Source organism: Streptomyces sp. NPDC017943 (assembly GCF_044328425.1).
GTDB lineage: Bacteria > Actinomycetota > Actinomycetes > Streptomycetales > Streptomycetaceae > Streptomyces > Streptomyces djakartensis_A.
This window is the reverse complement of sequence record NZ_JBIRHH010000004.1, coordinates 415,235-429,236: the sequence shown is the minus strand read 5'-3', so window position 1 is coordinate 429,236 and position 14,002 is coordinate 415,235. Positions and strand designations below refer to the sequence as shown.

The window sequence follows — 14,002 nt, the reverse complement described above, 5'->3', positions numbered from 1 at the left end:
GAAGAGGGTTCCCCTGCCCGGGAAGTAAGTGGCGACCATCTTTTCCAGCTCTCTCCAGGTCTCCTGGACCGGAGTGTTCTCCAGTCCTACTTCAAGCCATTCGCACCAGTACTTCGCTGTGGCCTTGTCGAACGACCGCATTCCGCGGGCCAGCATGTCCAGTATGGCGGGGGCGTTTTCGCTTTCGCTATGCACGATGGCCGAGAAGGTGGCCATCGCCGGTGCCCGGGCGACGAGGGACTCGTCGGTGATCTCCGGGACGTTGTCCGGGCCCAGGACGAACGGCCGTGTGGCCTGTGACGTCCACGTACCGACACGGCACTCGAAAGGCCCGGCCGCCCAGGCCGCCGTGGGCCGGTTCCGGCACACCGCGACGAGCAGCACCGGCAGGCCGAACTTCGCATGCAGGTACGCCACGTAGTACGCCCAGCTGAGCCCCTTGCCCCGGACCTTGCCGGTCTGGGCCTCGATGGCGATGAGGAAGCCGTCGCCCTCCGACGGCTCGACTCTCAGTACGGTGTCCACCCGGCGTTCCAGGGGCTTGATCTCCGTGGCGTCGGGCGTCAGCGCCTCGATGGTCGCCTTCGCGGGCGGCGGGAGTCCCAGCGCCTCGAAGACGGGGAAGAGAACCTCCGGATGATCCTGGAAGATCCGGTGCGAGGTCTCATGGGTTGAGGTGACCATACGGGCAAGGTAGGTCCGTCGATTGCGGTGTCGCGGGCCGGTCGGGGTGCGTTCACCCTTTCGAGGACGGCAAAAACGTTCCCTGTGCGCGGAGGGCTACCTCGCGACGAACTGGGTCAGGATCGCCTGGACTTCGTAGATGTCGACGCCCTTGGTGAAGGTCTTCTCGATCGGGGCCGGAGTGCCGGAGATCCAGATCTTCAGTTCCGCGTCGAGGTCGAACGTCCCCGCCGTTTCCACCGAGAAGTGGGTGATGCTGCGGTACGGGACCGAGTGGTACTCCACCTTCTTGCCGGTGATGCCCTGCTTGTCGACCAGGATCAGGCGGCGGTCGGTGAACAGGATCGTGTCGCGGATCAGCAGGAAAGCGGCGTGCACCTGCTCGCCGTGCCCGAGGAGACGGGCGTAGTCCTGCTGGGCCGAGGCCGGGTTCACGGTGTGCGCGTTGCCGAACAGTGCCATCGGTGGTTCCCCCCACTGAGTTGACCGGTTTCTCCCGATCATCTCAGTGCCGGAGGGAAAACGGCACCGCCCCCGGAGGGCGATTCCCTCCGGGGGCGGTGCGGGGCGCCGGTCAGGCCGGTTCGCCGCCGAAGCGCTCCTTGTAGGACTCCAGGTCGTCGTCCGTGAGCTTGGCGAACAGGACGGGCGGAATGGTGAACGGGGTGCCCGCGGGCACGGAGTCCAGCGACTTCGCCTCGTCGGCCGTCACCCAGCGCGCCGTGTCGTTCTCCAGGGAGAACGCCTCACGCATCCGCTGCGCCGACGTCGGGATGAAGGGCTCGGAGACCACCGCGTAGAGGTGGATGAGGTTCATCGCCGTGCGCAGGGTGAGGGCCGCGCCCTCCGGGTTGGTCTTGATCTCCAGCCAGGGGGCCTTCTCCTCCAGGTAGGAGTTGCCCGCGGACCACAGGGCGCGCAGCGCCGCCGCCGCCTTGCGGAACTGGATGGCCTCCATCTGGGACCCGTACTCCGCGAGCAGGCGGGCGATCTCCTCACCCAGCCGGGCCTCCGCCTCACCGGGCTCGGCGCCCGCCGGGACCTCTTCACCGAAGCGCTTCCTGGAGAACGACAGGACGCGGTTGACGAAGTTGCCGAGCGTGTCGGCCAAGTCCTTGTTGACCGTGGCGGTGAAGTGCTCCCAGGTGAAGGACGAGTCGTCCGACTCCGGGGCGTTCGCCATCATGAAGTAACGCCAGTAGTCGGCCGGCAGGATGTCGAGCGCGTCGTGCGTGAACACGCCCCGGCGCTGGGACGTGGAGAACTTGCCGCCGTAGTAGTTCAGCCAGTTGAAGGCCTTGATGACGTCGACCTTCTTCCACGGGGCGCGGGTGCCCAGCAGGGTCGCCGGGAACATCACGCTGTGGAAGGGGACGTTGTCCTTGCCCATGAACTGCGTGTAGCGGACGTCCGCGTCGGACTCCCACCACCAGGAGCGCCAGTCGCGGTTCTCCGGGTCCTGGTCCGCCCACTCCTTCGTCGCGCCGATGTACTCGATCGGGGCGTCGAACCAGACGTAGAACACCTTGCCCTCGGCGGCGAGGTCGGGCCAGGTGTCGGCGGGGACCGGGACGCCCCAGTCCAGGTCACGGGTGATCGCCCGGTCGTGCAGGCCCTCGGTCAGCCACTTGCGGGCGATGGAGGAGGCCAGGACCGGCCACTCGTCGGCGCGCTCGTCGACCCACGCCTCGACCTCGCCGGCCAGCACCGACTGGAGCAGGAACAGGTGCTTGGTCTCGCGGACCTCGAGGTCGCTGCTGCCGCTGATCGCCGAGCGGGCGTCGATCAGGTCGGTCGGGTCCAGGACGCGGGTGCAGTTCTCGCACTGGTCGCCGCGGGCCTTGTCGTAGCCGCAGTGCGGGCAGGTGCCGATGATGTACCGGTCGGGCAGGAAGCGGCTGTCGGCGTTCGAGTAGACCTGGCGGATCGAGCGCTCCTCGATGAAGCCGTTGGCCTTGAGCTCGCGCGCGATCTCCTGGGTGATCTCGTGGTTCTGCGGGGAGGAACTGCGGCCGAAGTAGTCGAAGGCCAGGCCGAAGCCGTCGTAGATCGCCTTCTGCTGGTCGTGGGCCTGGGCGCAGAACTCGTCCACGGGGACGCCCTGCTCCTTGGCGGCCAGTTCCGCCGGGGTGCCGTGCTCGTCGGTCGCGCAGATGTAGAGGACCTCGTGGCCCCGCTGGCGCAGATAGCGGGAGTACACGTCCGCCGGGAGCATGGACCCCACCATGTTGCCCAGGTGCTTGATCCCGTTGATGTACGGAAGGGCGCTGGTGATGAGGTGTCGAGCCATCGCGGGCTGCTCCCAAGTCGCTACGCGGGGTGACGATCTCGTGGTCTCGGTCGTCTACGGAACCTTGAAATCGTAGCCGACATGGATACGCCGCCCGCCTCCCCTTTTGCGGGGTGGGAAGCGGGCGGCGTCGTACGGCCGGGTGGAGCCGGTGGGGTTACGGGCGCCAGTTCGCCAGTACGCCCTCGTAGAGCTCCTTGTCCGTGAGCTCGCGGGGGGTCTCGCCGGCGAGGAAGTGGGACGTGTTGGGGGTCTTCAGCTTGCGGAGGTAGTCGAAGGCCTTGTTCTCGGGGTCGCCGAAGGCGACGAACGAGAAGTGGACGGCCGGGTGGGTCTTCGCGGCGTCCGTGAGGGCCTGGGTGGCGGGGGTCTTCGCGTCGGGGGCGCCGTCCGTCTGGAAGACCACCAGGGCGGGGCCCTCCGTGGTGCCGGACGCCGTGGCCTTGTCGTGGTGGGCGAGGACGGCCTCCACGGCGGCGTGGTAGCTGGTGCGGCCCATGCGGCCGAGGTCCGCGTGCAGGGTGTCGATCTTGTTCTCGTGGTCGCCGAGGGTGATCTCGCCGGTGCCGTCGAGTTCGGTGGAGAAGAAGACGACGGGGACGGTGGCCTCGGGGTCGAGGTGCGCCGCGAGGGCGAGGGTCTGCTCGGCGAGGGCCTGGGCGGAGCCGTCCTTGTAGTACGGGCGCATGGACGCGGAGCGGTCGAGGACGAGGTAGACCTTGGCGCGGGTGCCGGTGAGGTCGTTCTTGTCCAGGGCGGTTGCTGCGGCCTTGTACGCGGTGGTGAGGCCGGGGGCGTGGGACTTGACGCGGGTGAGGGGGAGGGCGGGGCCGGTGGGGGTGGTCTTGGCCTTGGCCTCGGCCTCGGCTCCGCCTTCGGCCGTGTCGTTCCCACCCGCACCACCCGTGCGGCTTTCGTCCGCGGGTGCGGATGGCCCCTGTGGGGCCTTCTCGCCGTCGGCGGCCGCGGGCTCGGGCGTCGCGTCCGGCTTGGTCTTGGACGTCGACTTGGACGCGGTCTTCGACGTGCTCTTGGACACCGTCTTCGAGGCCGACTTGGTCGCGGTCTTGGACTTCGCCGTGGCTGTGGCCTTCGTCTGCGTGGTCTTCTTCGCCGTCGCCTTGGCTGCGGGCTTCGCCTCCGCCTCTGCCTCTGCCTCTGCCTTGGGGGCAGGCTTCGGTTCGGCTTCTGCGGCGGGGGCCTCGGCCTTGGGCTCCGGCTTCGGCGTCTCGGACGCGGCGTCGGGCTTGTCCTCGGCCTTCGCGTCCGCCTTGGCCGCGGGCTTCGCCTCCGTCTCCGCCTTGGCGGCAGGCTTCGGTTCGGCTTCCGCGGCGGGGGCGGCGGCCTCGGCCTCAGGCTCCGGGGCTGCTTCCGGCTCCGGCTTCGGTTCCGGCTTCGCCGTCTCGGCCGCGGCGTCAGCCTTGTCCTCGGTCTTGCCCTCAGCCTTCGCCTTCGTCTTCGGCTCAGCCTCAGCCTCAGCCTTCGGCTCGGCCGCCACCGGCGTCTCTGCCGCCGGTTCGCGGGTCTCCCGCTGCTCCGGCTTCCCGTCCGACTCCGTCGACCGCGTGGGGCGGGGGACCGTCACGTTGTCGAAGGCCGCGGACACCAGGTCGTGTTCGTCGTCGGCCGTGGGGGACGGCGAGCCCGGGGAGACGCGGGGTTCCGGCACGCTCGCCGTCGGCTCGGGGGCCGGTTCCGGGGAGGGGGACGGGAGCTTGGGGTCCGTCGTGGGGGCCGGGGAGGCGCCGGTCGTGGCCTCCGGCTCGACCGTCGTGGTCCGCGCCGCACCCTCCGCCTCGGCGGTCCGTGACTTGCGGGACCGTCCGAACGCGTTCCGCAACCGAGTGAGAATGCCCATGTGCGCGCAACCCTTCGCGTGAGTTGAAGCCCGTCAATCCCTGGCCAGGACGGACACGTAAGGTTAGCGGCCCTCCTGGGTGATCTTGGGCAGGGTCGGGTGTGGGCGGCCCGGTCTGTCAAGGGCGCATCCGGTCCCGGTGGGTGTCGGCGGCTTGAACAGGTGCAACCCCCGTACAGCTGCCGCGGGTTCACTCGTTGTTCATCGGGGCGCCCGGCTACCGCACATACGTGCCCCTACGGTCACGCTGACACCAAGGGCATCCAAGGAGAGCAAAGTGCGCAAGCTGCTGCCGTTGATCGGAACGCCGTCCGGTTCGCACCCTGGTGGCCGGTCCGCCATGACCTGCCGGTTCCGGTGTGGTGACGCCTGTTTCCACGAGGTGCCCAACACCAGTGCCAACGCCTACGTCGGTGACGTGATCGCCGGGGCGCTCAGCCGGCGAGCGATGGTGCGGGCCGCGGCGGTCGTCACCGTGGCCGCCGCGGGCGCGGGCGCGGTGGGGGTCGCGCAGGCGCCTGCGGCGAGCGCCGCACCGGCCGCCTCCGAGAGCGCCCCGGCCGCCCGGCGCACGCACAAGGGCGCCCGCGGGCTGCGGTTCTCCCCCGTCGCGCCCAACACCACCGACGCCGTGACCGTGCCGGAGGGCTACCGGCAGAACGTCGTCATCCGGTGGGGCGAGCCGATCCTGCGCGGTGCCCCGGCCTTCGACCCGGAGCGGCAGAGCGCCAGGGCCCAGGCCGGGCAGTTCGGGTACAACTGCGACTTCCTCGCCCTGCTCCCGCTGCCCGGGGAGCGCGGCCGGCAGCTGCTCGTGGCCAACCACGAGTACACCGACGAGATCCTGATGTTCCGCGGCTACGACGCCGCGAACCCCACCCGCGAGCAGGCCGAGATCGCCTGGGCCGCGCACGGCCTGTCGGCCGTCGTGGTGGAGGAGGACCGCAGGAGCGGCCGGCTCACCGCCGTGTCCCGGCACCACCTCAACCGCCGGGTCACCGCCACCACCGAGTTCCGGCTCACCGGCCCCGCCGCCGGCTCCGACCTGGTCAAGACCTCCGCCGACCCGACCGGCACCAAGGTGCTCGGCACCCTCAACAACTGCTCCGGCGGCGTCACCCCGTGGGGCACGACCCTGCACGGCGAGGAGAACTTCAACCAGTACTTCGCCAACGCCTCGCGCGCCACCGAAAAGCGCTACGGGATCGGGTCCGGGGCGACCGAGCGCAAGTGGGAGCGGTTCGACGAGCGGTTCGACGTCGCCCGGGAGCCGAACGAGGTCCACCGGTTCGGGTACGTCGTCGAGTTCGACCCGTACGACCCCCACTCCACGCCCCGCAAGCACACCGCGCTCGGGCGGTTCAAGCACGAGGCCGCGACCGTGCGGCTGACGCACGACGGGCGGCCGGTCGTGTACTCCGGTGACGACGAGCGGTTCGACTACTTCTACAAGTTCGTCGGCAGCAAGCGGATGAAGCACGGCCACAGCCGCGCCGTGCGGGAGCACAACCTGTCCCTCCTCGACGAGGGGACGCTGTACGTCGCCAGGCTGACCGGCGACTCGCCGGCCCTGGAGATCGACGGCACGGGCAAGCTGCCCGGCGACGGGGAGTTCGACGGCGGCGGCGAGTGGATCCCGCTGGCCACCGCCACCGCCAAGGGCGCCGTCTCGCACGTGGAGGGCATGAGCGCCGAGGAGGTGTTCGTCTTCACGCGGCTGGCCGGTGACAAGGTCGGCGCCACCAAGATGGACCGGCCCGAGGACATCGAGCCCAACCCGGTCACCGGCAAGGTGTACGTCGCCCTCACGAACAACTCCAACCGCGGCGTCGGCTCCAACCCGAAGGCGGACGAGGCCAATCCGCGGCACGCCAACAAGCACGGGCACGTGCTGGAGCTGACCGAGCGCTGGAACCGGCCGGAGAGCACGCGGTTCGCCTGGTCGCTGTTCCTCGTCGCCGGTGACCCGGAGGACCCGGCGACGTACTTCGCGGGCTTCCCGAAGGAGGGCGTGAGCCCGATCTCCTGCCCGGACAACGTGGCCTTCGACCCGCACGGCAACCTGTGGATCTCCACCGACGGCGCCCAGCTCGGTTCGCACGACGGCCTGTTCGGCGTGGCGACCCGGGGGGAGCGGCGCGGTGAGCTGAAGCAGTTCCTGACCGTGCCGAAGGGGGCGGAGACCTGCGGGCCGATCATCCAGGACCGGCGCGTGCTGGTCGCCGTGCAGCACCCGGGCGAGATCGACGGGGCGACCGTGGAGAAGCCCGCCAGCAGCTGGCCCGACGGACCCGGCAGGTACGTCCGCCCGGCCGTCGTGGCCGTGTGGCGCGCCGACGGACGCGACATCGGCGTCTGACGGCCGCGCCACGGGCGGGGCGTCACGGGAGGGCCGTCACGGGCGGGCCGTCACGGGAGGGGCGTCACGGGAGGGCCGGACTCGGGGGCCTGCGGGGGCCGTCGGATGCCGGCCGGTCCGGGTGGCGCCACTCCCGGTAGGCCGGGGCCTGCCGGGCCACCTCCCCGTACGCCTCCTCCAGCGCGGGGTAGACGCCGTCCAGGTCCGTCTCGGTACGGGCCGCGGCGATCAGCCGCACGCCGAGCGGGTCGCCCCTCAGCCGGCGGACCGCCATGTCGGGGCGGGGGGTGCGGGTCGGCTGGCAGACGGTGACGACCTCGCCGGTCGCGACCAGGACGTCGGCCGTGTGGTAGTCGCCGTGCAGGAGGTGGGGGCTGACACCGGCGTCGCGGAACATCCGCAGGACGGCGTCCCACTCGCCGTCGACCGTGGGATCGATCATCCAGCGGTCGCCGGCCAGGTCGGCCACGTCGACCTCCTGCTTGACGGCCGCCGGGTGGTCCGCGGGCAGCGAGACGCACTGCGGTTCGCGCTCGACCAGGACGCGCAGCCGCAGTTCCGCCGGGACGCGCAGGGGACAGCCCTCCACCTCGTGCACGAAGGCGACGTCGAGCCGGCCCGCGGCGACCATGTGCAGCAGGGCGTTCGGGGAGACGTTCATGTGCAGACTGGGGTTGTGGCCGCGGGCGCGCAGCCGGCGCAGCCAGCCCGCCAGGGCCTTGCTGGCGGTGGCGCCGATGCGCAGTTCGGTGCCGCCGGTGGCCGCGGCCCTCGCCTCGGTGACCAGCAGGTGCAGGTCGCTCATCAGCGGACGGGCCCGGCTCAGGACCAGGCGCCCCAGCGGGGTGGGGCGGCAGCCGGTGTGCGAGCGCAGGAACAGCGGGCCGCCCAGCTCCTGCTCGATCCGGCGCAGTTGTGTGCTCAGCGACGGCTGGGAAACGCCCAGCTGCCGGGCGGCGCGGTGCAGACTGCCGGTGTCGGCTATGGCGCACAGCGCGCGGAGGTGCCTCACCTCGAGCTCCATGCTCTGTGAGGCTAAAGCGGAATCGCAGCGTTAACCAGCCACATAATTCACCGCTAAATCAGGTGAACTGGGCAGCCGATAGCTCCGGCCTATCCCCGGTTGCCATCATCACAGGCGGCGCACAGCCATCGAGACTCACCGGTGAGACTCAACCCCCACCCAAGGAGTCATCGATGCGCAAGTACACGTCCGCCCTGGCGGTCCTCGGTCTCGGCCTCGCCACGGCCGGTCTCGGTACGGCCCTCCCCGCCGCGGCCGCCCCGGTCGCCGAGCCGCACGCCGGGTTCGTCGCCAAGTCGTCCGCGCCGTCCGCCGGTTCGGACGCGAGCAGAGCGTTCTTCCAGGCGGTCCTGAAGTCCGTCGCGGAGAAGCGCGCCGAGAACCCGAGCGCCGCCGCGGCGGTCACCGTCGTCTACGACGCCTCCCGGGCGCCGTCGTTCAGCACCCAGATAGCGCGCAGCACCCAGATCTGGAACAGCTCGGTGACGAACGTGCGCCTCCAGGCGGGCTCCGCGTCGACGGCCGACTTCAGCTACCGGGAGGGCAACGACTCCCGCGGCTCGTACGCCTCCACCGACGGCCACGGCCGGGGCTACATCTTCCTGGACTACCGGCAGAACCAGCAGTACAACTCCACCCGGGTCACCGCCCACGAGACCGGTCACGTCCTCGGTCTGCCCGACCACTACACCGGCCCGTGCAGCGAGCTGATGTCGGGCGGCGGTCCAGGCACGTCCTGCACCAACGCCTACCCCAACTCCGCCGAGCGGTCGCGGGTGAACCAGCTGTGGGCCAACGGCCTGGCGGCGGCCATGGACAAGGCGCTGGAGAAGTCGGCGCGCTGAGACCCCCACGCGGATACGGCCGTCCCACCGGTGGGTGGGGCGGCCGTATCCGTGTCCGCGTCCGTGTCCGTGTCCGTGTCCGTGTTCGGCGTGAGTCAGGGGCCCTCGTGCAGGGTGAGGTCGGTGACCACGGCCCGGTGGTCGGTGCCGGACAGGTCCAGGATGCGGGTGCGGTCCGCGGCGAACTCCCCGGACACCAGGACGTGGTCGATCTGCGCGCCGAACGTCGGGGCGGTGCGCGCCGGCCAGGTGGCCGTGCGGTCGGCGCCGTCCAGGCGGGACGCGTCGCGCAGCCCGGTGTCGAGGATGCGGCGGAAGGCGGCGTGGTCCTGCGAGGCGTTGAAGTCCCCGGCCAGGACCAGGGGGGAGCCGGGGTCGGCGCGGGCCGCGTCGCGCAGGTCGCCCAGCTCCTTCTTCCACAGGTCCACCTGCCCGGGCAGCGGAGGCATCGGATGGGCGAGCTGGAGCCGTACGGCGTGGCCGTCCACGTCGGCGACCGCCCCGGGCATGCCCATGGTGGCGCGGACACCCGGGGCGGGCCGCAGCGGGAAGCGGCTGAGGATCACGGACCCCTCGGAGCCGCCGCCCTCGACGGCCCGGCGGTGCGGGTAGTCCCGGGCGAGGTCCTGCTTCAGCCGGGTGTCGCAGGCGTGGTCGCACTCCTCGACGAACACGAGGTCCGGCTGCTCGCGGCGGACCGCGGCGACGAGGGAGGGCGTGCCCTGCCCGAACTCGACGTTGGAGGTGAGCACCCGGAACGCGGCGACCGGTCGGCCCGCGGGCTCGTCGGAGGTGCCGTACGGCTCGATGTACCAGGCCAGCACGCCGAGCAGGGCGACGCCCCAGAGCGTGCCGGGCCACCAGCGGGCCAGCAGCGTGAGCAGCAGCGCGACGGCGGTGGGGGCGAGCAGCCAGGGCAGGAAGGCCAGGAGCTGCGGGACGGGGGTGATGCCGTCGGTGTCGGCGGCCCGGCAGCCGGCGACCACGCTCACTCCGGCGAGCAGCAGGGCGGCGCACCAGACGCCGAACCGCCGTCCGGCGGGGCGGCGCTCCGGTCCCTCGTCGGTGGCGGTCCACTCGGCGGCGGCGGTGTCCAAGGCCCGGCCCTTCCGTTCGTGCGGGTGGGATGCCCGAATCCTCCCTCAAGGACGAGCCGGGGCGGAGGAAGGTTGCCGCCGCGCATCGACGTGGGCGAGGAAGGCGGCCAGCGCGCGGTCGAACTCCTCGGGGCGTTCCAGGTTCGGCAGGTGGGCCGCGCCCTCGACGACGTGGAGCGTGGCGTCGGGCAGGGCCGCGTGCAGGGCGCGGGCGTCGGAGACGGGCGTGTAGGTGTCGTCGGCGCCCACCACGACCAGGGCGGGGACGTGCACGCGCGCCAGCAGGGCGGTGTAGTCGGGGCGGCGGGCGCGGGCGCGCAGGGCCGCTGCGGCGCCCTGCGGCGAGGTGCCCGTCATCATGGCGTGGACGTGCGCCTTGACCTGGGGGGACGCGTACGGCGCGACCATGCGCTCCAGGACCTCGTCGGCGTATCCGCCGAGGCCCTCGGCGAGGAGGCGGTCGGCCATGGCGTCGCGGGTGCGCACGCCCTCCGGCGTCTCCGCGGCGGGGAAGGTGTCCGCGAGGACCAGGCCCCGCAGGCGCTCGGGGAACAGGCGGTAGCAGTCCATGACGATCTGGCCGCCCATCGACAGGCCGGCCAGGACGCAGGTGTCCACCTCCAGCTCGTCCAGCAGGGCCTCGACGTCCCGGGCGAACCCGGAGAAGTCCGTGACGGCCGGGGCGGCCGGGGAGGCGCCGTAGCCCCGCAGGTCGGGGGCGACGACCCGGCGGTCCCGGGAGAAGGTCCGGATCTGCGGGGACCACATCGAGCGGTCGAAGGGGTGGCCGTGGACGAGGACCAGGGGGACCGGAGGGGTGTGCGGCTGCCGGGAGGAAGCGGGGCCCTGTGTGGGGCCTTTGTCCTCGTACGCGAGGAAGGGTGCCATGTGGACGACCCTAGGCGGCCCAACTGGTCGGTGCAATAAGATCTTTGCTCTCGGTGCAATCCTCAGGGGGACGGACGATGGGTGACTACCGGCGGATCGCCGACCGGATCGCCGACGACATCGCCGCAGGGCGGCTCACGCCGGGCCAACGGCTGCCGCCGCAACGGGTGTTCGCCCGGCGCAGGGGCATCGCCCCGTCGACCGCGGGCCGCGTCTACGGTGAACTGGTGCGGCGCGGGCTGGTCGTCGGCGAGGTCGGGCGCGGCACGTTCGTCCGGGCGACTCCGGTGCGCGCGGGCGGGCAGGCGCTCGTCGAGGCCGGGGAGGCCGTCGAGGGGGCCGGGGAGGCCGCCGCACCCGTCAACCTGGAGCTCAACTACCCCTCCGTGCCCGGGCAGCCGGAGCTGCTCGCCCCTGTTCTCGCGCCGCTGCTGCGGCCCGACGTGCTGGCCGAGGCGCTGGCGCCGGCGCCCGCCACCGGCACTCCGCAGGCCCGCGCGGCCGCGGCCGCCCTGCTCGCCACCCCGGACTGGCGGCCGGGCCCGGAGCGGCTGGTGTTCACCGGCAACGCCCGGCAGGCCATCGCCGCCGCCCTGGCCTCCCTGGTCCGGCCCGGCGGCCGGGTCGGCGTGGAGCAGCTCACGTACCCGCTGGTCAAGGAGATCGCGGGGCGGCTGGGCCTCACGCTGGTGCCGCTCGCCGGGGACGCGGCGGGGCTGCTTCCGGAGGCCGTCGCCGCCGCGCACCGCTCGGCGCCGCTGTCCGCCCTCTACGTGCAGCCGACCCTGCACAACCCGACGTCCCACACCACGCCCCGGCCCCGGCTGCTGCAACTCGCGCAAGCGGTGAGGGACTTGGAACTGCCGGTGGTGGAGGACCGCATCTGGTCCTTCCTCCAGGAGCCGGGCGACGCGCTCGCCGTGCACGCCCCGGCCCTCACCCATGTCGTGGACGGCCTGTCCAAGCGGGTCGCCCCGGGGCTGACGGCCGGTTTCCTCGTGGTGCCGCCGCACCGGGTGCCCGCCGTGGCCGACGCCGTGCGGTCGGGCGGCTGGAGCGCGGGCCGGTTCGCGCTGGAGGCGGCCGTGCGCTGGGCCCAGGAGGGCACCGTGGCGCGGCTGGTGGCGGACAAGCGGGCCCAGGCGGCCCGGCGGCAGCGGATCCTCGCCGAGGAGCTCTCGGGCTTCGCCGTACGGTCCGCCCCGGCGTCCTGCTTCGCCTGGTGGGAGCTGCCCGCGCCCTGGCGCGCCGACACCTTCACGGCCGCCGCCGCGGCCCACGGCATCGCCGTCACGCCCGGGCCGGCCTTCGCCGTGTCCCCCGGGCACACGCCCGACGCCGTCAGACTCGGCCTCGCATCGGCCGCGGAGCCGGATCTGCGGCGGGCGCTGCGGACCCTCGCGCGGCTCGCCGCGCAGCGCGGCGGGCACCGTACCGGCCCGTGAGCCAGGCGCCGAGCGCGACCGCAAGGCCGACGGCGCACAGCAGCCAGGACACCGTGCGCAGCGTGGCCGTCAGGGCGTCGTAGACGGCGCCCGCCGCCGGGCGGTGCAGCGGGTCGGGCAGGTCGGCGAGGGTCAGGCGGCGGCCGGCCGCGACGGCGAGCACCAGCAGCGCGCCGCCCAGGGCCGTACCGAGGCCGAGGGCGGTCACCGCGCGGCGGCGGCAGGCAGCCAGGGCGATCCCGGCGGCTGCCAGGACGGCGGCGGCGAGCGGCAGCCAGAGGGCGGCGGTCTCCAGCACGTGGTACCCCTTGCGCAGTCGGTCCGCCTCCTCGGCCGGGAGCAGCGCGATCCGGGTGTGCGTGACCGGGATGCGGTGGGCGAACGGCACATGATCGTCGGCGAGCTGCTGTTTGACGCGGGCGAGGACGGGAGCCGGGTCGACGGTGACCGGGGCGCCGTGTGCGCTGTCGTCGCGCAGCGCGCGCACCACGGCGTCGTGGACGGTCCGGTTCGTCGCGTCCCAGGCCGCGCGGAACGTCTCGGTGCGGGTGAAGGAGCGGGCCGCGTCGTGCACGAACGGGGCGATCGCACCGCGCAGCGACCCGGTGTCGAGGTCGTGCGCGGTCTCCCGCAGGACGCCGTCGCCGAGGGCGTCCGCGACCGCGAGGCGCACGTCCGGGTCGGCGGACAGCGGGGCCATCGCCCGGACGTAACGGCCGGTGTCGGTCAGGCCGTGGGCCGCCCAGGACGCGACCGCGCCGAGCGGCAGGAGCAGGCACGCGAGGACGAGCAGAACGGCCGACAGGGCGTTCCGCAGGCGTGGGGGCGCCTGCGCGGCGGCGGGCGCCCGCTGGGGCTCGGGCACCCTTCCAGGCAAGGCGCCCCCGTCCGGGCCCGCGACCGCTGCACCGGGGCCCGGCCCCGCCCCGCGGTCCGGTGACCGCGCTCACCTGCGTGAACGGGCGCCGGGGCGGCCACCGCCGGGCTCACCCGGACGGGTGGCCCGACGGGAGCCGGAACCGGCGCGTCAGGCGCGGTCGAGGGCCGCTCGATCCTCGCGCGTGAAGAAGCGGTAGACGTTGATCAGCAGGACGCCCACCCCGGTCACCAGCCCCACCCCGGCGGAGCTGAGGACGGACAGGTTGCTCTGGCTGGCGAGGAAACCGGCCGCGCAGCCGGCGAACACGAACCACACCACGGCGTGCGGGATGCGCCCCAGCCGTGGTGACACGCGCCAGAGGGCGGCGAACACCACCGCGAAGACCAGCGCGGTGACGAAGCCGAACAGCAGGTTCCAGCCGGTGATGGGCCCGCCGAAGCGCCGGTTGGCCGCGGCCCAGAAGCCGTAGATCAGCCCCAGGGCGACGGGCAGTGCCACGTTCAGGGCGGCGTGGGTGCGGGCGCTGAGGATGTCGGGCCTGCGCCGCTGCCGGGCCATCCTGCGTGGAGCGGGTGCCGCATGAGCCATGAGAGCTCTCCTCTCTGTCCCTGCCCCTGCTCTCCAGGGCACAC

The 14,002-nt window shown here is 72.7% G+C and carries 12 protein-coding genes; 3 read left to right on the top strand and 9 right to left on the bottom strand.

Features of this window, described 5'->3' with window-relative positions; all coding sequences use genetic code 11:
• From ACH4C6_RS15540 to ACH4C6_RS15525, 4 genes are all read right to left on the bottom strand, one after another.
• A partial coding sequence (locus ACH4C6_RS15540) for a hypothetical protein (protein ID WP_398109098.1) occupies positions 1 to 684 on the bottom strand: 684 nt, incomplete at its 3' end.
• A 96-nt stretch (positions 685 to 780) separates the two neighbouring features.
• Complete coding sequence (locus tag ACH4C6_RS15535; RefSeq protein ID WP_376326511.1) at positions 781 to 1,146, bottom strand: PH domain-containing protein; 366 nt, start codon at positions 1,144 to 1,146, stop codon at positions 781 to 783.
• A gap of 112 nt (positions 1,147 to 1,258) precedes the next feature.
• The gene (gene metG / locus ACH4C6_RS15530) at positions 1,259 to 2,974 is read right to left on the bottom strand and encodes a methionine--tRNA ligase (protein ID WP_398109097.1); all 1,716 of its coding nucleotides are present in this window, start codon (positions 2,972 to 2,974) and stop codon (positions 1,259 to 1,261) included.
• 157 nt (positions 2,975 to 3,131) lie between these two features.
• Positions 3,132 to 4,832: a VWA domain-containing protein gene (locus ACH4C6_RS15525; protein ID WP_398109096.1), complete on the bottom strand. Its 1,701-nt coding sequence runs from the start codon at positions 4,830 to 4,832 to the stop codon at positions 3,132 to 3,134.
• 277 nt (positions 4,833 to 5,109) lie between these two features.
• Here ACH4C6_RS15525 and ACH4C6_RS15520 point away from each other — a divergent pair, with 277 nt between their 5' ends.
• Complete coding sequence (locus ACH4C6_RS15520) at positions 5,110 to 7,191, top strand: PhoX family protein (protein ID WP_398109095.1); 2,082 nt, start codon at positions 5,110 to 5,112, stop codon at positions 7,189 to 7,191.
• A 64-nt stretch (positions 7,192 to 7,255) separates the two neighbouring features.
• Here the strand turns inward: ACH4C6_RS15520 and ACH4C6_RS15515 are convergent, their stop codons facing one another.
• A complete protein-coding gene (locus ACH4C6_RS15515; RefSeq protein ID WP_398109094.1) occupies positions 7,256 to 8,215 on the bottom strand; it encodes a LysR family transcriptional regulator in 960 nt (319 codons plus the stop codon).
• A 173-nt stretch (positions 8,216 to 8,388) separates the two neighbouring features.
• Here ACH4C6_RS15515 and snpA point away from each other — a divergent pair, with 173 nt between their 5' ends.
• Complete coding sequence (gene snpA / locus ACH4C6_RS15510; RefSeq protein ID WP_398109093.1) at positions 8,389 to 9,060, top strand: snapalysin; 672 nt, start codon at positions 8,389 to 8,391, stop codon at positions 9,058 to 9,060.
• A 95-nt stretch (positions 9,061 to 9,155) separates the two neighbouring features.
• On the opposite strand, the gene ACH4C6_RS15505 is transcribed toward snpA, so the two are convergent.
• Positions 9,156 to 10,157 (bottom strand): endonuclease/exonuclease/phosphatase family protein, encoded by a 1,002-nt coding sequence (locus ACH4C6_RS15505; RefSeq protein WP_398109092.1) that lies wholly within the window; start codon positions 10,155 to 10,157, stop codon positions 9,156 to 9,158.
• A 45-nt stretch (positions 10,158 to 10,202) separates the two neighbouring features.
• A complete protein-coding gene (locus ACH4C6_RS15500) occupies positions 10,203 to 11,045 on the bottom strand; it encodes an alpha/beta fold hydrolase (RefSeq protein ID WP_398109091.1) in 843 nt (280 codons plus the stop codon).
• A 77-nt stretch (positions 11,046 to 11,122) separates the two neighbouring features.
• Between ACH4C6_RS15500 and ACH4C6_RS15495 the strand changes: the two genes are divergently transcribed.
• Positions 11,123 to 12,490, top strand: coding sequence for a PLP-dependent aminotransferase family protein (locus tag ACH4C6_RS15495; RefSeq protein ID WP_398109090.1), 1,368 nt, complete (start codon positions 11,123 to 11,125; stop codon positions 12,488 to 12,490).
• On the opposite strand, the gene ACH4C6_RS15490 is transcribed toward ACH4C6_RS15495, so the two are convergent.
• Complete coding sequence (locus ACH4C6_RS15490; RefSeq protein ID WP_398109089.1) at positions 12,387 to 13,355, bottom strand: hypothetical protein; 969 nt, start codon at positions 13,353 to 13,355, stop codon at positions 12,387 to 12,389. The genes ACH4C6_RS15495 and ACH4C6_RS15490 overlap by 104 nt on opposite strands.
• 162 nt (positions 13,356 to 13,517) lie before the next feature.
• The gene (locus ACH4C6_RS15485) at positions 13,518 to 13,958 is read right to left on the bottom strand and encodes a hypothetical protein (protein WP_398109088.1); all 441 of its coding nucleotides are present in this window, start codon (positions 13,956 to 13,958) and stop codon (positions 13,518 to 13,520) included.
• Positions 13,959 to 14,002: the final 44 nt, after the last annotated feature.